The 21,686-nt window shown below is 67.5% G+C and carries 19 protein-coding genes and 1 pseudogene; 12 read left to right on the forward strand and 8 right to left on the reverse strand.

From position 1 onward, the window contains the following. The 3 genes and pseudogenes from A5752_RS19425 to A5752_RS19435 form a co-directional block, all read left to right on the forward strand. Positions 1 to 353, forward strand: a pseudogene (locus tag A5752_RS19425) (hypothetical protein); the annotation flags it as partial. 19 nt (positions 354 to 372) lie between these two features. Then, on the forward strand, positions 373 to 1,437 hold the full coding sequence (locus A5752_RS19430) for a DNA polymerase IV (protein WP_067088850.1): 1,065 nt from the start codon (positions 373 to 375) through the stop codon (positions 1,435 to 1,437). 1 nt (position 1,438) lies between these two features. Next, positions 1,439 to 2,629 (forward strand): AAA family ATPase, encoded by a 1,191-nt coding sequence (locus A5752_RS19435; RefSeq protein WP_067088852.1) that lies wholly within the window; start codon positions 1,439 to 1,441, stop codon positions 2,627 to 2,629. Here A5752_RS19435 and A5752_RS19440 read toward each other — a convergent pair. Both A5752_RS19440 and A5752_RS19445 read right to left on the reverse strand, forming a co-directional pair. Then, complete coding sequence (locus A5752_RS19440; RefSeq protein WP_067088855.1) at positions 2,626 to 3,486, reverse strand: SDR family oxidoreductase; 861 nt, start codon at positions 3,484 to 3,486, stop codon at positions 2,626 to 2,628. The genes A5752_RS19435 and A5752_RS19440 overlap by 4 nt on opposite strands. Before the next feature lie 19 nt (positions 3,487 to 3,505). Then, positions 3,506 to 4,147 (reverse strand): TetR/AcrR family transcriptional regulator, encoded by a 642-nt coding sequence (locus tag A5752_RS19445; protein WP_067088857.1) that lies wholly within the window; start codon positions 4,145 to 4,147, stop codon positions 3,506 to 3,508. Between the two features lie 118 nt (positions 4,148 to 4,265). Between A5752_RS19445 and A5752_RS19450 the strand changes: the two genes are divergently transcribed. Next, positions 4,266 to 5,750 carry a cytochrome P450 gene (locus A5752_RS19450; RefSeq protein ID WP_067088860.1) on the forward strand — a complete coding sequence of 495 codons (1,485 nt, stop codon included), beginning with the start codon at positions 4,266 to 4,268 and terminating at the stop codon, positions 5,748 to 5,750. 10 nt (positions 5,751 to 5,760) lie between these two features. On the opposite strand, the gene A5752_RS19455 is transcribed toward A5752_RS19450, so the two are convergent. After that, complete coding sequence (locus A5752_RS19455) at positions 5,761 to 6,264, reverse strand: 2-isopropylmalate synthase (RefSeq protein ID WP_067088861.1); 504 nt, start codon at positions 6,262 to 6,264, stop codon at positions 5,761 to 5,763. A 299-nt stretch (positions 6,265 to 6,563) separates the two neighbouring features. On the opposite strand from A5752_RS19455, the gene A5752_RS19460 reads away from it, so the two are divergent. Both A5752_RS19460 and A5752_RS19465 read left to right on the forward strand, forming a co-directional pair. Continuing rightward, positions 6,564 to 7,223 (forward strand): PAS and ANTAR domain-containing protein, encoded by a 660-nt coding sequence (locus A5752_RS19460; protein WP_067088862.1) that lies wholly within the window; start codon positions 6,564 to 6,566, stop codon positions 7,221 to 7,223. 63 nt (positions 7,224 to 7,286) lie between these two features. Next, positions 7,287 to 8,036, forward strand: coding sequence for a sulfite exporter TauE/SafE family protein (locus A5752_RS19465; RefSeq protein ID WP_197500686.1), 750 nt, complete (start codon positions 7,287 to 7,289; stop codon positions 8,034 to 8,036). Here the strand turns inward: A5752_RS19465 and A5752_RS19470 are convergent. The 3 genes from A5752_RS19470 to A5752_RS19480 all read right to left on the reverse strand — a co-directional run bounded on the left by A5752_RS19470 (position 8,033) and on the right by A5752_RS19480 (position 11,700). Then, positions 8,033 to 9,097, reverse strand: a complete 1,065-nt coding sequence (locus tag A5752_RS19470; protein ID WP_067088865.1) for a phosphotransferase family protein — start codon at positions 9,095 to 9,097, stop codon at positions 8,033 to 8,035. The genes A5752_RS19465 and A5752_RS19470 overlap by 4 nt on opposite strands. Before the next feature lie 24 nt (positions 9,098 to 9,121). After that, positions 9,122 to 10,858 carry a ubiquinone-dependent pyruvate dehydrogenase gene (gene poxB, locus A5752_RS19475; RefSeq protein WP_067088867.1) on the reverse strand — a complete coding sequence of 579 codons (1,737 nt, stop codon included), beginning with the start codon at positions 10,856 to 10,858 and terminating at the stop codon, positions 9,122 to 9,124. 74 nt (positions 10,859 to 10,932) lie between these two features. Continuing rightward, positions 10,933 to 11,700, reverse strand: a complete 768-nt coding sequence (locus A5752_RS19480) for an SDR family NAD(P)-dependent oxidoreductase (protein ID WP_067088870.1) — start codon at positions 11,698 to 11,700, stop codon at positions 10,933 to 10,935. A 103-nt stretch (positions 11,701 to 11,803) separates the two neighbouring features. Between A5752_RS19480 and A5752_RS19485 the strand changes: the two genes are divergently transcribed. From A5752_RS19485 to A5752_RS27215, 5 genes are all read left to right on the forward strand, one after another. Continuing rightward, complete coding sequence (locus A5752_RS19485) at positions 11,804 to 13,354, forward strand: molybdopterin-dependent oxidoreductase (RefSeq protein ID WP_067088872.1); 1,551 nt, start codon at positions 11,804 to 11,806, stop codon at positions 13,352 to 13,354. Between the two features lie 121 nt (positions 13,355 to 13,475). Beyond that, on the forward strand, positions 13,476 to 13,646 hold the full coding sequence (locus A5752_RS27560) for a hypothetical protein (protein WP_156614012.1): 171 nt from the start codon (positions 13,476 to 13,478) through the stop codon (positions 13,644 to 13,646). 21 nt (positions 13,647 to 13,667) lie between these two features. Beyond that, entirely contained in the window at positions 13,668 to 15,215 is a 1,548-nt protein-coding gene (locus A5752_RS19490) for an ATP-dependent DNA ligase (RefSeq protein WP_067088877.1), read from the forward strand. Positions 15,216 to 15,265: 50 nt separating this feature from the next. Further along, positions 15,266 to 17,569: a carbon starvation CstA family protein gene (locus A5752_RS19495; protein WP_067088881.1), complete on the forward strand. Its 2,304-nt coding sequence runs from the start codon at positions 15,266 to 15,268 to the stop codon at positions 17,567 to 17,569. Continuing rightward, complete coding sequence (locus A5752_RS27215) at positions 17,503 to 17,706, forward strand: YbdD/YjiX family protein (protein ID WP_082963975.1); 204 nt, start codon at positions 17,503 to 17,505, stop codon at positions 17,704 to 17,706. Before A5752_RS19495 ends, A5752_RS27215 begins: the two co-directional genes overlap by 67 nt. 80 nt (positions 17,707 to 17,786) lie before the next feature. Here A5752_RS27215 and A5752_RS19500 read toward each other — a convergent pair whose 3' ends face one another. Next, positions 17,787 to 19,010: a cytochrome P450 gene (locus A5752_RS19500; RefSeq protein WP_082963976.1), complete on the reverse strand. Its 1,224-nt coding sequence runs from the start codon at positions 19,008 to 19,010 to the stop codon at positions 17,787 to 17,789. 36 nt (positions 19,011 to 19,046) lie between these two features. Further along, a complete protein-coding gene (locus tag A5752_RS19505) occupies positions 19,047 to 20,075 on the reverse strand; it encodes an LLM class F420-dependent oxidoreductase (RefSeq protein ID WP_067088886.1) in 1,029 nt (342 codons plus the stop codon). Positions 20,076 to 20,161: 86 nt separating this feature from the next. Between A5752_RS19505 and A5752_RS19510 the strand changes: the two genes are divergently transcribed. Beyond that, the gene (locus A5752_RS19510) at positions 20,162 to 21,658 is read left to right on the forward strand and encodes an acyl-CoA carboxylase subunit beta (RefSeq protein WP_067088889.1); all 1,497 of its coding nucleotides are present in this window, start codon (positions 20,162 to 20,164) and stop codon (positions 21,656 to 21,658) included. The last annotated feature ends 28 nt before the right edge of the window (positions 21,659 to 21,686 follow it).

Here is a 21,686-nt window from a genome sequence, read left to right on the forward strand (position 1 = left end):
TTAGCTGCAGTCTCGTGGGCTCGGAGATGTGTATAAGAGACACCCCACTCGACCGTCTGGTGGCCTACGGACGGGACCGATTGGCGTTCGTCCACAAACATCACGCGCTGCTGTCGGACGCCAACAGGGACCCGCAGACACGGTTCAACGCGCCGGCCCGGCTGCACCATCGCCACGTGCGGGTGCTGTTGGAGGCCGCGGATACGACGGGTGACCTCGACGCGCAGGCCGCCGCGCTGCTGGCGCTGCTCGACGCTGACTACGTGCAGCACCAACTCACCGAGCGTGGGGCGACGCTGGAATCGCTCGGCGATGCATGGGAAACGGTGGCCCGCAAGCTGTGTGGGCACTAGCGAAGAGCACACGGATCCGATGACACGCTGGATCCTGCACGTGGATCTCGACCAGTTCCAGGCCGCCGTCGAGATCCGTCGCCACCCGGGACTCGCCGGCCTGCCGATCATCGTCGGCGGCAACGGCGACCCGAACGAACCCCGCAAGGTCGTCACGTGCGCGTCGTATCCGGCCCGCGCCTACGGCGTGCGAGCCGGCATGCCGTTGCGCACCGCAGCGCGCAAGTGTCCGGATGCGATGTTCCTGCCGCTGGACACCGACGCCTACGACGAGGCCTCCGCGGAGGTCATGGGCCTGCTGCGGGACTTCGGGCATCCCGTGGAAGTGTGGGGCTGGGACGAGGCTTACGTCGGGGCCGGGCTCGACGACTCGCAGAGCCCGTTCGAGTTCGCCCAGCGGATCCGCGAGGTGATCGCCGCCGAGACGAGTCTGTCGTGTTCGGTCGGCATCAGCGACAACAAGCAGCGGGCCAAGGTCGCGACCGGCTTCGGCAAGCCGAGCCGCGAATCCGGCTCGGGCGTGTACCAACTCACCGACGAGAACTGGATGACGGTGATGGGTGACCGCGACGTCGACGCCCTGTGGGGAATCGGCCCGAAGACGACGAAAAAGCTTGCGGCCATGGGCATCGCCACCGTCGCCGATCTCGCCCGTACCGACGCGACCGTGCTCACCGAAGCCTTCGGCCCGACGACGGGGCTGTGGATTCTGCTGCTCGCCAAGGGCGGCGGCGACACGACCGTCAGCGCAGAACCCTGGGTACCTCGGTCACGCAGTCACGTCACGACCTTTTCGCGCGACCTCACCGAACGCGACGAGATGAACTCCGCCGTCATCGATCTGGCGCACCAGACGCTCGCCGACGTCGTCGCACAAAACCGTGTCGCCACCCGCGTCGCGGTGACGGTCCGCACGAAGACCTTCTACACCAGGACCAAGATCCGCAAGCTGCCCGAACCGACCGTCGAGGCCGATCTCATCACCCGGACGGCCCTTGAGATACTCGGCCAGTTCGAACTCGATCGCCCGGTCCGGCTGCTGGGCGTGCGGCTCGAACTCGCCCCACCGGAAGGCGGGTACTGAGGTGTTGCACACCGTCGCCATCCGCGGATACCGCTCGCTGCGCCAGATCGTGCTGCCGCTGGCCCAACTCACCGTCGTGACCGGCGCCAACGGGACGGGTAAGTCGTCGCTGTACCGGGCACTGCGGCTGCTGGCCGATTGCGGGCGCGGTGAGGTGATCGGGTCGCTGGCCCGCGAGGGCGGACTCGAGTCGGTGCTGTGGGCGGGTCCCGAGCAGCTCGCCGGGGCGCGCCGCACCGGGCGGGTGGAGGGCACGACGCGCACCGGGCCGGTGTCGCTCGAAATGGGTTTCACCGCCGATGATTTCGGCTACCTCGTCGATCTGGGCCTGCCCCAGATGGCGGGCCACGGTTCGCTGTTCGCCCTCGATCCGGAGATCAAGCGCGAGGCCGTCTTCGTCGGCCCGGTCATGCGCAACAGCTCGACCCTGGTGCGCCGGACCCGTGATTACGTCGAAGCCAGCGCCGAGTCCGGACGGGGATTCGACAAGGTGACACAGGCGCTTCCGGCCTACCGCAGCGTGCTCGCCGAATTCGCCCATCCCGGTGCGCACCCGGAGCTTGCGGCGGTTCGGGACCGGTTGCGCAACTGGCGGTTCTACGACGGCTTCCGCGTCGACGCGGCCGCACCTTCGCGGCAGCGCACTGTCGGCACGCGCACGCCCGTGCTCTCCGACGACGGCAGCGACCTGGCCGCCGCGATTCAGACCATCATCGAGGCCGGTCACGACGATCTCCAGCGGGCCATCGCCGACGCCTTCGACGGTGCGACGGTCTCGGTTACAGTGCACGACGGCCTGTTCGACCTCCAACTGCATCAGCCCGGCATGCTGCGCCCGCTGCGGGCCGCCGAATTATCGGACGGCACACTGCGATTCCTGCTGTGGGCCGCCGCGCTGCTGAGCCCGCGTCCGCCGTCTCTGATGGTGCTCAACGAACCGGAGACATCGCTGCACCCGGACTTGGTGGGCCCGCTGGCGTCGTTGATCCGCGCGGCGGCAGACACCACCCAGGTCGTCGTCGTCACCCACTCCAAGGCGCTGCTCGAGCATCTCGACACCGTTACCGTCGAAAATGCCGCCGAGGCGGAAGCCACCGCGGTGGAGATCCCGCTGTACAAGGACCTCGGCGAGACGCGGGTCGAGGGCATTGGCATGCTCACCGCGCCGCCGTGGGACTGGGGTAAGCGCTAGCCGCGTTGCGCCGCAGGCCGCAGCGCCTTGGTGAAGAGCACGTTCGCCTGGCGCATCGCGACGCTGTAGGGCCACCACAAGGTGCGCTTGAACAAGTACAGCGCCCGGATGTCGGGCGAGGTGTAGATGAGGAAGCGGTTGCGCCGCACGCCCTTGAGGATGCATTCGGCGACATGTTCGGGGGAGACCGCGTGACCGCTGAAACGGTCGGTCCACTTCTTCACCCGCGGGTCCTCACGGTCGACTCCGGCGATCTGAACCGTCTGCACCAGAGGCGTTTTCACCGCACCCGGAACCACCACGGAGACCCCGATCCGGTGGCGTGCGAGATCGAAGCGCAACACCTCCGACATGCCGCGCAGCCCGAACTTGCTCGCGCTGTATGCCGAATGCCAGGGCAGTGCGACGAGCCCGGCCGCCGACGACACGTTGACGATGTGCCCGCCGGTGCCGGCCGCGACCATCCGGGGCACGAACGCCTCGATGACGTGGATCGGTCCCATCAGGTTGATGTCGACCATCGACTTCCAGTGCTGGTGGGTCAGCGTCGAGACGGTGCCCCACGCCGACACGCCCGCGATGTTCATCACGATGTCCATCGCCGGGTGGCGGGAGTGAATGTCGTCGGCGAACGCGACCACCGCGTCGTAGTCGGAGACGTCGAGCGCTCGGTACTCGGCGACTTCGGCGCCCAGTGAACGCGCGTCGGCGACCGTCTTCTCCAGTCCCTCGGCGTCGCGGTCGGTCAGATAGAGTTCGGCGCCCTCGGCAGCCAGTTTCAGCGCGGTCGCGCGGCCGATGCCGCTGGCGGCCCCGGTCAGAAAGCAACGCTTGTTCGCAAACCCGGTGTGCGCCATGGCGGTCAGGATACTGACCCTAGGCGTCGCGCTGTCGGGACGGCTTCATGTGGCCCCAGAACGCCGCCACCCACAGGCGCTCGAGGGTGTCGACGGCGCGGCCGGGGTCGATGCCGCGGCCGATGAAGGTGCTGTCGTGGGTCAGCGTCATCGTTGTTGTCGCTGCCAGCGTGCGAACCAGCGCGGGAAGATCGTCGGAGATCGGGCGCGCGTCGGCGTCGCTCTCGAGCAGCGCGATCAGCTTGTCGATGATGCCGTCATAGAAGTCGTCCATCATCTCGCGGATCTTCGCGTCGGTGTTGCGCGCCACCGCGCAGGCCGTGAGCACCGGGTCGTCGTTGGCGTACACCGCCGCGGCACTGCCCACCATCCGTTTGGCGAACGCCTCCGGCGTCTCCCCCGGCTCGCGGGGCGCGAAATGGTGGGTGAGGCTGTCGAGCATCTCGCCGGCGCCGGCGAGGATCTCCGCGAGGACGGCGTATTTGGAGTCGAAGTAGAAGTAGAAGCCCGAGCGTGCGACGCCGGCGCGTTCGCTGATGGCGCTGACGGACAGGTCGGCGAACGGCTGTTCCTGCACCAGGTCGCGCACCGCGTTGATGATCGCGTCGCGCTGCCGGTCACCGCGGCTGCGACGCGTTTGCGATGCTGGTTGGGCGCTCATCGCCCTAGACCTTCGCACCGCGACGCGCCAGAACAAAACTTGACATGCGTCAAGTCTGCCATCCAGGATGGGGATGAGAGTGACAACGGCCACATTCCTTTGCACCAGGAGCGTGTGAATGACCGCGACCATCAGTACCACCGACTACCTGCTGGATCAGGCGAAGCGGCGGTTCACCCCGTCGTTCAACAACTTCCCCGGCATGGGAATTGTGGAACGCAAGCTGCTCGACACCGACTTTCCGCAGAAGCCGATGGCGACGCCGCCCGCAGGCAGCGGCCTCAAGCCGGTGATCGGCGACGCGGGTTTGCCGGTTCTGGGCCACATGATCGAGATGTTCCGCGGCGGGCCCGACTACCTGCTGCACGTCTACCGCAAGTACGGCCCGCTCTACTACGCAGACTCCCCGGCGCTGCCCGCCGTCGCGGCACTCGGGCCCGACGCCGCACAGGCCGTCTACTCGAACCGCAACAAGGACTTCTCCCAGCAGGGCTGGGTGCCGGTGATCGGCCCGTTCTTCCACCGCGGCCTGATGCTCCTGGACTTCGAGGAGCACATGTTCCACCGCCGGATCATGCAGGAGGCGTTCGTCCGCTCCCGGCTGGTCGGCTACACCGAGCAGGTCGACAAGGTGGTCTCGCAGGTCATCGCCAACGACTGGGTCCCCAACGACGGCCGTTTCCTGATGTATCCGGCGATGAAAGAGCTGACCCTCGACATCGCGTCCATGGTGTTCATGGGTCACGAGCCCGGCTCCGACAAGGAGCTGGTCACCAAGGTGAACAAGGCCTTCACCACGACGACCCGCGCCGGCAACGCGATCATCCGCACGCCGGTGCCGCCGTTCACCTGGTGGCGCGGCATGCAGGCCCGCAAGTTGCTGGAGAACTACTTCGAGGAGCGGGTCCGGGAACGCCGCACCAAAGAGGGCAACGACCTGCTGACCGTGCTGTGCCACACCGAGGACGAGGACGGCAACAAGTTCTCCGATGCGGACATCGTCAACCACATGATCTTCTTGATGATGGCCGCGCACGACACGTCGACCTCGACGGCGACGACCATGATCTACCACCTGGCCAAGCATCCCGAGTGGCAGGACCGCTGCCGCGACGAGTCCGACCGCCTCGGCGACGGGCCGGTCGACATCGAGTCGCTGGAGAAGCTGGAGTCGCTGGATCTGGTGATGAACGAGTCGATTCGCCTCGTCACGCCGGTGCAGTGGGCCATGCGCCAGACCGTCCGCGACACCGAGCTGCTCGGTTACTACCTGCCGAAGGGCACCAACGTCATCGCCTACCCGGGGATGAACCACCGCCTCGAGGAGCTCTACCCCGAGCCGATGAAGTTCGACCCGCTGCGGTTCACGGAGCCGCGCAACGAGCACAAGCAGCACCGCTACGCGTTCAGCCCGTTCGGCGGCGGCGCGCACAAGTGCATCGGCATGACCTTCGGCCAGCTGGAGGTCAAGACGATCCTGCACCGGCTGCTGCGCAAGTACCGGCTCGAACTGCCCCGCCCGGACTACACCACCGAGTGGGACTACGGCGGCATGCCGGTGCCCAAGGACGGCATGCACATCGTGCTGCGCCCGCTGCACTGACGGCTGGGTTTCAGGACGCGGCCAGCAGCCGGTTCGCGCATGCGATGACCGCGCTCAACGCCGACTGCGTCGCGTCCTCGGACAGCCCCATCGCCCACTCCGAGCGCAGGCCGTCGGAGCCCTGGATGAAGGTTGCGGTGCGTTGCCCCGCGCGCATCTGGTGAAAAGCGGTCATCTCCAACGAGATCCCGCGGTCGTAGAGCATCGAGGTCAACGCGGCCACCGGACCCGGCGCCGCGGCCGACGTCGTGCAGATGCGGTCGCCGATCGCGAGCGTCGCCTGATAGTTGCGCGCCTGGGGGCCCAGCCGGGTCGCCGGGCGGTCGCCGTCCACGCAGCTCCAGTTCCCGAGGCGCAACGGTCCCGAACTGGGCGCGTACTCAGCGAGGAACGTTTCGAAGGACATCGCGTCGGCCTCCTCGCGCAGATCACGGGGCGGCGGAGCGTCGAGATGGGCCGCGAACGCCGACGGTGCTGCGCTGGTCGCGGATTCTGGTGCGAACGAGATGGTCATGTGCCGGTCTTTTCTTCGGAAGAGAAGTGACCGACTACGTAGCGACGACCCACAGCGAGGGGTCGGTCAGGATCAGACCCCGCTGCGGGTTGCTACTACGAGTCGCCTCGGCACGCGTTCGATCGTAGACAACCGCCGACCGGGCCGCAAAGGAAAAACGCTTCGCAAACTGTCCACGGGCCGTTCGCGTTCCGGCTGTTTTTCGGACCGACGTTTTGAAAAGGTGTGTTCCTACTTCTGGAGTCCCGATGACCTGGGGAGATGACTTGCGAAACGAAGTCGGAGGCAACAGTAGGAGGGTGACGTCGGCCGCCACGCTGGCGTCGGTCGGCGAACGGGTTGGCTCGTTCCGCTATTTCCGCGCGCAGGACCGCTGGGAGTGGTCGGACACGGTCGCCCAGATGCACGGCTACCCGCCCGGGGAGGCGCAGCCCAGCACGTCGCTGGTGATGTCGCACAAGCACCCTGATGATGCGGCCAGCGTCGCGCTGCTGATCGAGACGGTGACCGGCCAGGGCCGGCCGTTCAGCAGCCGCCACCGCATCATCGACACCCACGGCAACGTCCACCCCGTTCTCGTCATCGGCGAACGGATGCGTGACGACGACGGCGAGATCATCGGCACCCAGGGCCTCTACGTGGACCTGAGCAACGTCGACGACAGCGGCACCGTCGAGGCCGCCGTCGCCGACTTCACCGAGCACCGCGCGATCATCGAGCAGGCCAAGGGCGTGCTGATGATGATCTACGGCATCTCCGCCGAGCGGGCCTTCGACATCCTGGTGTGGCGATCGCAGGAGACCAACACGAAACTGCGCCTGCTGGCGTCGCAACTCGTCGACGACGCCACCGGCGATCTGAAGGTTCCCGAGGAGGTTCGCGAGCGGGCCGACCACCTGCTGCTCACGGCCCATCGGCGCATCGGGCGTCCGGGCGGGGAGCACAGCAACGCCTGCTGAGCGACGTATCCCACAGCGTCTCGAGTCTTCGATCGGCATGCCCTGGCCGTAACGTGAGGCCCGATGACGTGGGCCCTGTTGTTCGCCGCCGGCGTACTCGGCGGGCTCACCGGGAGCATCGCCGGGCTCGCATCGGTGGCCACCTATCCCGCGCTGCTGCTCTTCGGTCTACCTCCCGTGACGGCCAACGTGACCAACACCGTCGCGCTGGTGTTCAACGGCATCGGATCGGTGCTGGGCTCCCGACCCGAACTCACCGGCCAAGGCCGCTGGATCCGCCGCACCGTGCCGGTCGCGGTGCTCGGCGGCGTGGCCGGCGCCGTGCTGCTGCTCACCACGCCCGCCGAGGGTTTCGAAAGGTCGGTGCCGATCCTTCTCGGTGTCGCCTCGGTCGCGATCCTGTTGCCGCGAAGAGCTCCCGTCGACGGCCAGAGCGCGGGGCGCCGTCGCGCGACACTGGTCCTCGAGACCACCGCAGTCCTCCTGATCTGCGTCTACGGCGGCTATTTCGGCGCAGCGGCGGGTGTGCTGCTCCTCGCGCTCCTCCTGCGCACCGGCCATGCCTCGCTCGCCGAAGCCAATGCGGGCAAGAACGTGATCCTGGGTGTGGCGAACTCGGTGGCCGCCATCGTCTTCGCCCTACTGGCGCCGGTGCAGTGGGGGGCGATGCTGGTGCTGGGCCTTGGCTGCCTGATCGGCTCGCGACTGGGCCCCGTCGTCGTGCGGCATGCGCCGTCGGGACCGCTGCGCGTGGCGATTGGGGCGGCCGGGGTGGCGCTGGCCGTGAAGCTGGCCATCGACACCTACGCCTAGAGCTGAAAGGGGCTGTCGCCCTTACTCACCCGGGTACCGAGGTCGATGAGGTTCTGGGCGTTGGCGTGCAACCGCTCCCCCGCGTCGCGGCTGGCCTGTCCAATCAGGAAGCGCGACCAGGTGCCCTCGATGACGATGCCGAGCTTGAAGCAGGCCATCGCGATATACCAATCGAGGCTTGGGGTTTCGCGACCACCCGCGGCCAGATAGGCGTCGAGCAGCTCGCGGCGGCTGGCGAGCCCGCCGAGCGCGGCGAGTTCGGAACCCGCGGTGATCGTATTGGTCTCCAGCGGCCAGCAGATCAGCATCCAACCCAGGTCGAGCAGCGGGTCGCCGATCGTGCACATCTCCCAGTCGACGAACGCCGCCACCTCGGGTTTGTCGCGGCGCAGCAGCACATTGCTCAGATGCGGGTCGCCGTGCAGGACACCGGGCTTGCCCTCCTGAGGCAGATTCGACGCCAACCACTCGGCGAGTTCCGTCACGCCCAGCGATGCGGGGTCGTATCGGTCGTGCCGATAACTCTCGAGGAGCCGGAGGAACTGCGGAACCTGACGCTCCAGGAACGAGCCGGGACGTTTGAGTTCGGCGAGCGGACTGCCTTCCCACTCGACCTGTCCCAGCGCGGCCAGGCTCGCCGCGTACGACAGCCCGACCTGGTGGCGCATCGCCGGATCGCGCACGTACGCCTCGGCCATGTCGTCGCCGGGGTTGAACCCGTCGATCTCTTCCATCAGATAGAAGACCACGCCGAGGACGCTGAGATCCTCGCAGCCGGCGATGAATCCGGGATGCGGGACCGGTGTGCCCGCCAGCGTTCGCAACGCCGCGATCTCACGCAACATCGTCTTGTCGCTCGTCGGCCGCGGATGCACGGGCGGCCGACGCAACACCATCGACCGGTCGTCGATCCGCAGTCGCACCACGATGTTCTGCGTCCCGCCGGTCAGCGGTTCGACGTCGCTGACCGTGGTCCCCAGGCCTTGCGCGCGCACCCACTGCTGCAGCGCGGCCTGGTCGTCCCTATTCAGTGTCGGAAGCTGATGCGCGTCGTCGGGCATGCAGTCATCGTAGGATCTGCGCGTTCAGTCCAGGATGCGACGGGCGACGTTGGTGGTCACCAGGTCCAGCAACTCATCTGCCCGGCCCGCGAGGATGGTCCGGATCGCGTACAGCGAGAAGCCCTTCGCCTGCTCGGCGGTGATCGTCGGCGGTATCGACAGTTCCTGGCGCGCGGTCACCACATCCACGAGTGCGGGCCCGTCGTGGGCGAATGCGTCGGTCAGGGCCTTCTCCAGATCCGCCGGCTGCTCGACGCGTCGACCGAAGATGCCCATCGCCGTTGCGACGGCGGCGAAGTCGGGGTTGACCAGATCGGTGCCGAAGTTGACGATCCCGGCCGCCTTCATCTCCAGTTCGACGAAGTTGAGCGACGAGTTGTTGAACACCACCAGCTTGACCGGCAGCCTGTTCTGGATCAATGTGACGAGTTCGCCGAAGAGCATCGTCAGCCCGCCATCGCCGGCGAGCGCGACGATCTGGCGGTCGCGGTTCGCGGTCTGCGCACCGATGGCCAGTGGCAGTGCGCACGCCATCGTGCCGTGGTTGAACGACCCGATGAGCCGGCGGTGGCCGTTCATCGTCAGGTAGCGCGCCGCCCACACCACCGGCGAGCCGACGTCGACGGTGAACACCGCATCGTCGGCGGACAGCCGATCGACAAGCCCCGCAACGTATTCCGGGCGGATAGGTGAGCGATCGCGATCGTTGACGGCCAGTTCGTCCAAACGCCGGCGGGTCTTGCGGTAGTGCTTGAGCGACCGGTCGAGGTGATCGCGGTCGGTTTTGTTGTGCAACAACGGTTGCAGCGCGTCTAGGGTGTCGGCGACGGTGCCGACGAGGCCGAGGTCGATCGGCACGCGGCGGCCGAGGTGGCGACCGCGAATGTCGACCTGGATGACCTTCGCGTTGTCGGGATAGAACTGCTGGTACGGAAAGTCGGTACCCAGCATCAGCAGAACGTCGGCCTCTTTGATGGCCTTGTAGCCGGACGCGAAACCGAGCAGCCCGGTCATACCGACGTCGAACGGATTGTCGTACTCGACGAACTCCTTGCCGCGCAGGGCGTGCACCACCGGTGCGTTGAGCGTGTCCGCCGCCCGGATGAGCGCGTGATGGGCGCCGGCGACACCCGCCCCGCCGAGGATGGTCACGGCGCGCGCGTCGTTGAGGATCGCCGCCGCCTGGCGCAGCGACTCGTCATCGGGCCGGACGACGGACTTGCTCGCGGTCACGGCTCGCGCGTTCCAGACCGACGCGTCGGCGCGGTGGCCGAAGATCTCGCCGGGGATCACGACCACCGCGACGCCGTTCTCCTCGACCGCCGCCCGCATCGCCATCTCGATGATGCGCGGCGCCATCTCCGGCGTGCTGACCAGTTCGCAGTAGACGCTGCACTCGCGGAAAAGGTCCTGGGGATGCGTCTCCTGGAAGTAGTCCGAGCCGATCTCGGTGCGCGGGATGTGCGCGGCGATCGCGAGGACGGGCACGCGGCTGCGATGGGCGTCGAACAGCCCGTTGATGAGGTGCAGGTTTCCCGGCCCGCAGCTGCCCGCGCAGACCGCCAGCTCGCCGGTGATGGCGGCGTCGGCGGCCGCAGCGAACCCGGCGGTCTCCTCGTGGCGGACGTGTTCCCAGCTGATTTCGCCGGAGCGGCGGATCGCGTCGGTGAAGCCGTTGAGGCTGTCGCCGGGCAGGCCGTAGACGCGGCGCACACCGCTGAGCCTCAGGGTGTCGATGAGGTGATCGGCGAAGGTCGCCACGCGCTCAACCTTATAGGCGATTTCGGTGCGCTACCGGTCGCTGGGCGATCGGTAGCGCACCGAAACCACACCGCTTACTTGGGGGCGAAGCGCTGTCCGGCGTCGAGGCGCAGGCACTGGCCGTTGAGCATCGGGTTCTCGACGATCGCGGCGACCAGCTTCGCGTACTCCTCCGGCTTGCCGAGCCGCTTGGGGAACGCCGCATCCTTGGTCAGCGCCTTGGCGAACTCGTCGGGGATGCCCTCGGTCAGGCCGGTGGCGAACAGGCTCGGCGCGATCGCGAGCGCCCGGATGCCCAGGCTGCCCATATCGCGGGCCATGGTCAGGCACATCCCGGCGATGGCGGCCTTCGACGCGGTGTAGGCGACCTGACCGATCTGGCCCTCGAACGCCGCGATCGAGGCGGTGTTGATGATGACGCCGCGCTCTTCCTGCTCGTCGTCGACGAGGTCCTGCTGGCTCATCTGCCAACCGGCCAACCTGCTGATGTTGAACGTGCCGATGAGGTTGAGGTCGACGCACTTGCGGAAGGTGTCGAGGCTGTGCGGTCCGTCCTTCTTGACCGTGCGCTCGGCGGCGCCGCCGCCGGCCGTCGTCACGATGATGTGCAGCCCGCCGAGCTTGTCGATCGCCTGCTTCAGCACCTTCTCGGTGCCCTCGAAGTCGGTGACGTCCACCTCGAAGAAGGAGCCGCCGATCGCGTCGGCCACTTCCTTGCCCTTCGACTGCGGACGGTCCAGAACCGCCACGTCCGCGCCTCGCTGAGCCAGCAACTCGGCCGTCGCCTTGCCGAAGCCCGACGCTCCGCCGACGACGACGGCCTTCTTGCCAGAAATCTCCACCTGGGTCTCCCCTTTCCAAAAAGAGCTCGATTCGTAAAGCAACCTAGCTGACGTCATCGTTCGGTAAGCCCGTCGGGTCGCCAACGTGAGTACTTTGAGCGGCATGACGTCGCGCAGCACGAAGGCGATGGGCGGAATCGCCGCGGCGGCCGCCGCGCTGGGCGTGACCCAACTTCTCGCGGTCGTGGTCGGGCCGCGGGCCGACTCCCGCACCGCGGTGGGGTCGGCGGTCATCGACATGACGCCGGGCCCGGTCAAGGAGTGGGCCATCCAGACGTTCGGCATGGCCGACAAACTCGTGCTGTCGATGCTCGTGCTCGCGGTGATCGCCGTCGTGGCCGCCGCCACCGCGGCACTGGAGACGCGGCGAGTTCCGATCGGTAGCGCCGCGATCGTCGCGGCCGGTGTCGTGGGTTGCGCGGCGGTCCTCTCACGCGCGGGGGCGACCTTCGTCGACATCCTGCCGACGGTAGTGGGCACCGTGTGCGGCGTGGCGGTGCTGCGACTGCTGACCTCGGGGCGGTTCACCGACGCTGCGAACGTGGGCGCCGCGCACGTCGACGACGGACCGGATCCCGGCCGACGACTGTCGTTGATCACGCTGGGCTTCCTCGGGGCCGGTGCGCTGGCCGGTGTCGGCGGCGTCGTGCTCTCTCGCCTGACCACCTCGGTATCGGGCGACCGCAACGCCTTCGCGCTGCCGCCCATCGACGTCGCCGCTCCCCCGGTCCCGTCGGCGGTGCAACCGAAAGGCGTTGCGCTGCCGTCGTTCGTCACCAGCAACGCCGACTTCTACCGGATCGACACCGCGCTGAGCGTGCCGCAGTTGAGCCGGGAGAGCTGGCAGCTGCGCATCCACGGCATGGTCGACCGCGAAATCACCTTGCGCTTCGACGATCTCGACCGCTTCGATGTGGTCGAGAAGCTGGTGACGATCACCTGCGTGTCGAACCCGGTCGGTGGCGATCTCGTCGGCAACGCGGCGTGGACAGGCTATCGCGTGCGAGACCTGTTGGCAGAGGCGGGGGTTCACCCCGATGCCGACATGGTGCTGTCCATGTCAATCGACGGGTTCACCGCGGGCACCCCGGTCGAGGCGCTCACCGACGACCGCGGCGCGCTGCTGGCCGTCGGCATGAACGGCGAACCGCTTCCGACGAACCATGGCTATCCGGCCCGCCTCGTCGTGCCGGGGTTGTACGGGTATGTGTCGGCGACGAAATGGGTTGTCGACCTCGAAGTCACGCGCTTCGGCCGCGCCGAGGCCTACTGGACGCGGCTGGGGTGGTCCCCGCGCGGCCCGATCAAGACCGAGTCCCGCATCGATGTGCCGCGCAGCGGTCAGGACGTGCCCCGCGGGCCGGTGACGTTCGGCGGTGTCGCGTGGGCGCAGATCCGCGGGGTCCGCAACGTCGAGGTGCGCATCGACGGGCCCGACGGGCAGGGCGACTGGCAGCTCGCCGAACTCGGCGCCGCCTACTCCAACGACACCTGGCGACTGTGGAGCTTCCCGTGGCAGGCCACCCAGCCGGGACGGCACACCATCACGGTGCGGGCCACCGACAACTCCGGTGCGACGCAGACCGCCGACCTCGCCGATCCCATTCCCGACGGCGCCACGGGCTGGCACAGCGTCGACTTCCAAGTCACCTAGTTTTTCTCTGCGCCGCGAGCGTGCGTGTTTGTTCACGACACGCCGCAGATTTACATCATTTCCTGCACTCTCGCGCCGTGGCGAGCGTGCACAGGAGCGCGATGCCCCGCGAGTCTCCGGGTTGCGCTGCGCGCTCAGCACGATCGACGACGCCGAGATCCGCGCCCTGCTCGACACCGAGGTTTCCGAACGGCTGATGGTCGCGGCGGATCTGGCCGTCGGCCACCCGGAGCGGGCCGCGGTGCTGCGCGCCGAAGCCGATGCGATCACGGCCGTGATGGGAGATGTCTGACCCGCGTGCCAGGCTGGACCCGTGCAGTTACTCGACGTGGCCACCGCGTCCATCGAGGTCGGCGCTTCCTCGTCGCGGCTGGCCAAGACGGCCCGCATCGCCGATCTGCTGGCCCGTGCGGGTGAGGAGGGCGACGCCGACCAGGTGGCGGTCGTCGTGTCGTGGCTCTCCGGCGAACTGCCGCAACGGCAGATCGGCGTCGGGTGGGCCGCGTTGCGCTCGCTGCCGCCCCCGGCGGAGTCCGCGTCGCTGACGGTTCCGGACGTCCACGCGCGGTTCACCGAGATCGGGCAGGTCGCGGGCAAGGGTTCGCAGGCTCGGCGCGCCGAACTGCTCGCCGGGCTGTTCGGCGCCGCCACCGCCGCGGAGCAGACGTTCCTGCGGCGATTGCTCGGCGGGGAACTGCGTCAGGGCGCACTCGTCGGCGTCATGGCCGACGCGGTGGCGAAGGCCGCAGACCTGCCGGCCGCCGCGGTGCGCCGCGCCGCGATGCTCGGCGGCGACCTGCCCGCCGTCGCGGCGGCCGCCCTGACCGTCGGCGAAGCCGCGCTCGAACAGTTCACGCTGACGGTGGGGCGTCCGGTCGGACCGATGCTGGCGCAAACGGCCGCCGGCGTGGCCGAGGCGCTCGAACGGCTCGGTGGCACAGCCGTTTTCGAGGCCAAGCTGGACGGCGCCCGGGTACAGGTGCACCGCCGGGGCGACGAGGTGTCGATCTACACCAGAAGCCTCGACGATGTGACCGCACGCCTGCCGGAGGTCGTCGACGCCGCGTTGGCGTTGCCCGTCACGACGTTGATCGCCGACGCCGAGGCGATCGCCCTGCGCCCCGACGGGCGGCCGCACCGTTTCCAGGTCACGGCGTCGCGCTTCGGCCGCTCCGCCGACATCGCCGCCGCTGCGGCGGCCCAGCCGTTGTCGGTCTTCGTGTTCGACGTGCTGCACGTCGACGGCGTCGATCTGCTCGACAAGCCGGCCAGTGAACGCATCGAGGTGCTCGACGCGCTCGTCCCGAAGCTGCATCGCGTCGACCGCCTCGTCACCGGCGACACCGAGCAGGCGCGAGAGTTCCTGGACGTGACGCTCGCCGCGGGCCACGAGGGCGTGATGGCGAAGTCGTTGACCGCGCCGTATGAGGCGGGGCGCCGGGGAGCCGGCTGGCTCAAGGTCAAACCCGTGCACACCCTCGATCTGGTGGTCCTCGCGGTCGAATGGGGGTCGGGACGGCGCAGCGGCAAGCTGTCGAACATCCATCTCGGCGCCCGCGATCCCCGGACGGGCGAATTCGTCATGCTCGGAAAGACTTTCAAAGGGATGACCGACGCGATGCTCGAATGGCAGACCGCGCGCTTCCTCGAGCTGGCCGACGGACCGACCGACAATTACGTGGTTCGGGTCCGGCCCGAGCAGGTCGTCGAGATCGCGTTCGACGGCGTACAGACCTCGTCGCGCTACCCCGGCGGCATGGCCCTGCGATTCGCCAGGGTGCTGCGGTACCGCGACGACAAGAGCCCCGCCGAAGCCGACACCATCGACATGGTCCGAGCGTTCTACCAGCGCGGAAGCTAAAGCCCGTGGTTTTGACACGTCGTCGGCGCCGCCGATGAAAAGATCGCTCCATGGCATCTCCCACCGCTCCCGCCGAGCGCACAGAGGAAACCAGAGGTGACCTCACCTACATCCGCACCGTGAAGGATCTGCCACCGGTCGCGATCGTCGACCGTTCGCCGATCACCGTCCGGCACCGGATCATCTTCGGGATCATCGCCCTGCTCGGCGCGGTCGCCTGGGCGGTCATCGCCTTCTTCCGCGGCGAGACCGTCAACGCCGTGTGGTTCGTAATCGCCGCGATCTGCACCTACGTGATCGGCTTCCGGTTCTACGCGCGCCTCATCGAGATGAAGATCGTGCGTCCGCGCGACGACAACGCCACTCCCGCCGAACTATTCGAGAACGGCACGGACTACATGCCCACCGACCGGCGGGTGTTGTTCGGGCACCACTTCGCCGCGATCGCCGGCGCAGGCCCGCTCGTCGGGCCCGTCCTCGCCATGCAGATGGGATACCTGCCGGGCACCATCTGGATCATCATCGGCGCGGTCCTCGCGGGTTGTGTCCAGGACTATCTGGTGTTGGCGATCTCGACCCGGCGGCGGGGCCGCTCACTCGGACAGATGGCCCGCGACGAACTGGGGACGATCGGCGGTGTGGCCGCGATCGTCGGTGTGCTCGTCATCATGGTGATCCTGCTCGCGGTGCTGGCACTGGTGGTCGTCGGCGCCCTGGCCGAGAGCCCGTGGGGCGTCTTCTCGATCGCGATGACGATCCCGATCGCGATCTTCATGGGCCTGTACCTGAGGTTCCTCCGGCCCGGCCGGGTCTCGGAGGTCTCGGTGATCGGCGTCGTCCTGCTGCTGCTCGCCGTCGTCGCCGGCGGCTGGGTCGCCGAAACCTCTTGGGGCGCCGATTGGTTCACGCTGTCGAAGGTGAGCCTGTCGTGGGCCATCATCATCTACGGTTTCGCGGCGTCCGTGCTGCCGGTGTGGCTGCTGCTCGCGCCGCGCGACTATCTGTCGACGTTCATGAAGGTCGGCACGATCGCGCTTCTGGCGGTCGGCATCCTGCTCGCCCGCCCGATCATGGAGGCGCCCGCGATCTCGGGGTTCGCGACCCAGGGCACCGGTCCGGTGTTCGCGGGATCCCTGTTCCCGTTCCTGTTCATCACGATCGCCTGTGGCGCCCTGTCCGGGTTCCATGCGTTGATCTCGTCGGGCACGACGCCCAAGCTGCTGGAGAAGGAAGGGCAGATGCGGCTGATCGGCTACGGCGGCATGTTGACCGAATCGTTCGTCGCGATCATGGCGCTCATCACCGCCGCTATCCTCAATCAGCACCTGTACTTCGCGATCAACGCGCCCGCGGCCTCGACCGGCGCTACGGCGGAGACCGCCGCGGCCTACGTCAACAGCCTGCCGATCGACAGCCCGCCGGTCAGCGCCGAGCAGATCGCGCAGGCCGCGGAAAGCGTTGGCGAGGAGTCGATCGTGTCGAGGACCGGCGGTGCGCCCACGCTGGCGTTCGGCATGTCCGAGGTGCTGAGCAAGGTCTTCGGCGGTGATGCGCTCAAGGCGTTCTGGTATCACTTCGCGATCATGTTCGAGGCGCTGTTCATCCTCACCACCGTCGACGCGGGTACCCGGGTCGCGCGGTTCATGCTCTCGGACGGGCTGAGCAACCTCGGCGGCCCGCTGCGCAAGCTGAAGGATCCGAGTTGGCGTGTGGGAGCGTGGATCTGCAGCCTGGTCGTGGTGGCGGCATGGGGCAGCATTCTGCTGATGGGCGTCACCGATCCGCTCGGCGGCATCAACACGCTGTTCCCGCTGTTCGGCATCGCCAATCAGTTGTTGGCCGCCATCGCCCTGACTGTTGTGACCGTGGTGGTGGTGAAGAAGGGCCTGCTGAAATGGGCGTGGATACCGGCGGTTCCGCTGTTGTGGGATCTGACGGTGACGATGACGGCGTCGTGGCAGAAGATCTTCTCCGGCGATCCGAAGGTCGGCTACTGGACGCAGCACTTCCAGTACCGCAACGCCAAGGACGCGGGCGAGACGACGTTCGGGGCCGCCAAGAACGCCGGTGAACTCGATGCGGTCATCCGCAACACGTTCATTCAGGGCACGCTGTCGATCATCTTCGCGCTGCTGGTGCTGATCGTGTTCGTCGCCGGGGTGATCATGGTGATCCGGACGCTGCGCGGCTACGCCTCGCCGACGACCGAGGATGAACCGGTCCCCTCGCGGATCTTCGGACCGTCGGGCCTGATCATGACCAAGCCGGAGAAGGAGGTGCAGAAGCAATGGGACGAGCTCGCGAAATCGCACGCGAAATCGGTTCGAGCTGGCGCACATTCGTCGGCGACCTGATGGGCGACACCCACTACCGGCGCTACGTCGAGCACCGTATACGCACCCATCCGGGTGAACCGGTCCTCTCCGAACGGGACTACTGGCGGATGCGGCATGCCGCGACCGAGGCGGACCCGGGCGCGCGCTGCTGCTGAAGGCTCGTTTCTGCACCCAGGGCTGTGATTTCGCCGCGGCGACGACCCTGGGCGCAATCTTCGCGTCGAGCGCCGCCGCCTTAGTCGGTCAGCGTGTAGCGGATAGGCAGGTGCTTGGGCCCGCCGACGAAGGTCGTGGCCACATACCCGGGTCGGCCGGCCAACTCGACGGACTTCAGCCGGGGCAACAGTTCGGTGAAGAAGCTGTTGACCTCCATGCGCGCCAGCGCCGCCCCCAGGCAGAAGTGCACGCCGTAGCCGAAGGCGACGTGCTTGTTCGGGTCGCGGCCGATGTCGAAGCGGAACGGGTCGTCGAACACGTCTTCGTCGCGATTGCCCGAAACATACGACAGCAGAACGGATTCACCTGCCGCGATCGGTACCCCGCGGACGGTGGTGTCCTCGGTGGCCGTGCGCATGAACGCCTTCACTGGCGTGACCCACCGGATCATCTCCTCGGTCGCCAGGGGCATCAAGCCGAGATCGCCGCTCAGCTTCTCGCGCTGGTCGGGATGCTCGATGAGTGCGTGCAGACCGCCGGAGATCACCGCACTGGTTGTGTCGTGTCCGGCCGTGGCGATGATGAGGTAGTAGGAGACGGTGTCGATATCCGACAGCGGTTCGCCGTTGATCGTGGCGTTGGCGATCGCCGACGCGAGGTCCTCGGTCGGGTTGGCGCGACGCGCCGCGGTCAATTCGTTGAAATAGCCGAACATCTCGAGCAGCACCGCCATCGACTCCTCGAGTGAGTCGCTGCGCTGCAGTTCGGTGTCATCAGTGCCGAACAGTTCCTGCGTGTACTTCAACATCCGCGGGAAATCGGACTCGGGAATCCCGAGCATCGACATGATCACGTATAGCGGGTAATTCACCGCGACCTCCTGCACGAAGTCGCACTCAGGCGCCCGCTCGACCATCCCGTCGACGAACCGCTTGGCCAGCTCGTCGATGCGCACCTTCAAATCTCGCATAGCCTTCGGGCGGAACCAGTTCGCGCCGATTGCGCGGAAGTCGCGGTGTTGCGGATCGTCCATGTGGATCAGCGTTTTGACGCCGATCGCGGCCTGTTGCTCGTCGCCCTGCGCGGTCGTCAGCACCGGCCGCGGTGAGTTGGTGAACACATCGTTGGCACGCTCGATCTCCATGATGTCGGCGTGCTTGGTGATGGCCCAGAACGGATTGTAGTTCGGCACCTCCACCCACGAGACGGGTGCGTTGGCGCGCAGATGCGCTAGCGACGCATGCAGTTTCGCCTCATCGGTGTAGGCCAGCGGCGTGGCGAAGACCTTGGCCGCCTCGTCCATTATCGGTGTGCTCACAAGCAACTCCTTTGTGAAATCTCATGTGACGCGCAGGTCCTGCAGCACGGCGATAACCGTCGCTTCTTCGACCGAGTGCGGGAAGCCGATCATCACCCGGTCGATCACGCCGTCACATCGGTCCCGAATCCTGGCGGCCAGCTTGTCGATCGGCGCGACGACCGCGAACGCCTCGAGAATCTCGTCGTCGATCAGCGTCCCCATCGCATCCCACTCACCGGCCAGGCTGAGCCGGTGCAGTTCGTCGTGCAGGTCACCCCAGCCGTGCAGCGCCAGAACTTTGCGGTAGGCCGGGGTCGACCCATAGAAGGCGATCTGTTTGCGGGTGGCGACGGACGCCTCGGCCACCTCACTGTCGTCGGCGCCGGTCACCACGAAGATCGGACACGACACCTGAAAGTCGCTGCGCTGGCGGCCCGATCGGGCCATCCCGCGCTCGAGCGCCGGAATGGTGATTTCCTCGAAGTAGCGCTTGGTGGTGAAGGCGTGGGCCAGCACACCGTCGGCGACCTCGCCTGCCATCTCGGTCATCGCTTCGCCGACCGCGGCGAGGAACACCTTCGGGAACCCGTAGTCGTGGGGTTCGGGGGTGAACATCGGCGTCATCAACTTGTGCGTGTAGAAGTCGCCTTCGAACCGCAAGCGTGTGCCGTCGCGCCAGCATGTCCAGATCTCGCGCATCGCGTGCACGAATTCGCCCATGCGGCGCACGGGTTGGCTCCACGGCATGCTGAACCGCTTCTCGATATGCGGCCGGACCTGTGACCCCAGCCCCACGATGAGCCGGCCGCGCGAGTATTCCTGCAGATCCCAGCCGATGTTGGCCACGTTCATGGGGTTTCGCGCGAAGGCCACTGCGATGCTGGTGCCGAGGTCGAGGGTTTCGGTGTGCTCAGCCGCCAGCGTCAGCGGCAGAAACGGATCGTGGGCCACCTCCGCCGTCCAGCACCCGTCATACCCGCGCCGCTGCAGCGTGCTCGCCGTTCCCACCACGTTGGCGAGCTGACTCGAAACCGCCCCGTCCACCTTCAGGCCGGCGCCGCTAACCATGGTCGTAGACGCTACAGTAAGCAATTCAGTATGGTCAACGAGGCCGTGCCGGTGCGACGATCGCCTATCCATGGACAGGAGTTGAGATGACCAACGCCGAGGATTGGCACGCGACGCTCGACGAGCTGACGCGCCGGCGCCAGACCGCATACGACATGGGCGGCGCCGACCGGCTCGCCAAACACCACGGCAAGGGCAAGCTCGACGCCCGAGCGCGCATCGAGTACCTCCTCGACAAGGGCACCTTCCGCGAGTTCGGCACGCTGGTCGGCGGTGACATCGCCGCCGACGGCATCGTGGCGGGCTCCGGATACCTGGACGGCCGGCCGGTGATGATCGGCGCAGAGGATTTCACCACCCTCGCCGGCAGCATCGGCCCCGGCGGCAACGCCAAGCGTTATCGGTTGGCGGAGTTGGCGTTGCGCGACAAGGTGCCGCTGGTGATGCTGCTCGAGGGCGCGGGTTTCCGGCCCAGCGGCGAGCACTACGGCCGCACCCCGACCGATCTGCTCGCACAGGCGCAGTGCTCGGGGAAGGTGCCGATGGTCGCGGGTCTGCTCGGCCCGTCCGCGGGGCACGGTGCGCTCGTGGCTCCGGTGTGCGACTGGACGATCATGAGCCGCCAGGGCGCCATCTTCACCGCGGGACCTCCGGTGGTGAAAGAGTCGACGGGCGAGGATATTTCGAAGGAAGACCTCGGCGGCCCATCGGTGGCGCTCGCCAGCGGTGTGATCCACAACCTCGCCGAGGACGACGAGGCCGTGCTCGACGACATCCGCCGCTACCTGTCCTACTTCCCCTCGAGCGCATGGTCGTATCCGGAGCCGCTGGCCGCCGACGAGACGTCCGCACCGCGGACCACCCCGGAACTGCTCGAATTGGTGCCCCGGGGCAACCGGCGCGTCTACGACATGCGGCGCGTGCTCGACGTCGTCTTCGACCGCCGGGACTGGTTCGAGGTGCAGCCGAAATTCGGGCCCGCGATCATCTGCGCGCTGGCCCATCTCGGGGGTCACCCGGTCGCAGTGGTGGCCAACCAGCCGCAGGTGATCGCCGGATCGATCGACGCCGACGCCGCGGACAAGGCTGCTCACTTCATCGCGGTCGCCGACTCTTTCCACCTGCCGATCGTGTTCCTCGCCGACAACCCGGGCATGCTGCCCGGCAGCCGGTCGGAGAAGGCGGGCGTGCTGCGCAGTGGTGCGCGGATGTTCGCCGCGCAGACCGCCGCGACGACGATCAAGCTGCACGTCACGCTGCGCAAGGCGTACGGTTTCGGCTCGATGGTGATGTCGCTGTTGGGGTTTGACAACCAGAGCGCGACGTTCGCCTATCCGGGCGCGACGATGGGCGCGATGAGCGCAGCCGCACTGAGCAAGGCCTCACACGCCGCGGAGGATGTGGAGGCGCGGCTTCGCCAGATGGAGGTCGAGGCGTCGTTCCGGTCGGCGGGCCACCTCGGCTTCGACGACCTGATCCATCCCGAGGAGACCCGCAACGCCCTGCTGTGGGGTCTGCAGCGGGCGGTCTACAGCCGCCAGTCGGCCGCCGAACCCGTCCCCCGCACGACCATCACCCCCTAGCTCTCCTCCGCGAGCGTGCGTGTTTGCA

Origin of the sequence: Mycobacterium sp. 852002-51961_SCH5331710, assembly GCF_001665535.1 — a bacterium.
GTDB lineage: Bacteria > Actinomycetota > Actinomycetes > Mycobacteriales > Mycobacteriaceae > Mycobacterium.

Excerpts from the sequence above, each read along its gene's own strand:
- A5752_RS19430 (WP_067088850.1), top strand. The coding sequence starts at position 373 with ATGACACGCTGGATCCTGCACGTGGATCTCGACCAGTTCCAGGCCGCC.
- A5752_RS19440 (WP_067088855.1), bottom strand. The coding sequence starts at position 3,486 with ATGGCGCACACCGGGTTTGCGAACAAGCGTTGCTTTCTGACCGGGGCC.
- A5752_RS19445 (WP_067088857.1), bottom strand. The coding sequence starts at position 4,147 with ATGAGCGCCCAACCAGCATCGCAAACGCGTCGCAGCCGCGGTGACCGG.
- A5752_RS19450 (WP_067088860.1), top strand. The coding sequence starts at position 4,266 with ATGACCGCGACCATCAGTACCACCGACTACCTGCTGGATCAGGCGAAG.
- A5752_RS19455 (WP_067088861.1), bottom strand. The coding sequence starts at position 6,264 with ATGACCATCTCGTTCGCACCAGAATCCGCGACCAGCGCAGCACCGTCG.
- A5752_RS19465 (WP_197500686.1), top strand. The coding sequence starts at position 7,287 with ATGACGTGGGCCCTGTTGTTCGCCGCCGGCGTACTCGGCGGGCTCACC.
- A5752_RS19470 (WP_067088865.1), bottom strand. The coding sequence starts at position 9,097 with ATGCCCGACGACGCGCATCAGCTTCCGACACTGAATAGGGACGACCAG.
- A5752_RS19485 (WP_067088872.1), top strand. The coding sequence starts at position 11,804 with ATGACGTCGCGCAGCACGAAGGCGATGGGCGGAATCGCCGCGGCGGCC.
- A5752_RS19495 (WP_067088881.1), top strand. The coding sequence starts at position 15,266 with ATGGCATCTCCCACCGCTCCCGCCGAGCGCACAGAGGAAACCAGAGGT.
- A5752_RS27215 (WP_082963975.1), top strand. The coding sequence starts at position 17,503 with ATGGGACGAGCTCGCGAAATCGCACGCGAAATCGGTTCGAGCTGGCGC.
- A5752_RS19500 (WP_082963976.1), bottom strand. The coding sequence starts at position 19,010 with ATGGACGAGGCGGCCAAGGTCTTCGCCACGCCGCTGGCCTACACCGAT.
- A5752_RS19505 (WP_067088886.1), bottom strand. The coding sequence starts at position 20,075 with ATGGTTAGCGGCGCCGGCCTGAAGGTGGACGGGGCGGTTTCGAGTCAG.
- A5752_RS19510 (WP_067088889.1), top strand. The coding sequence starts at position 20,162 with ATGACCAACGCCGAGGATTGGCACGCGACGCTCGACGAGCTGACGCGC.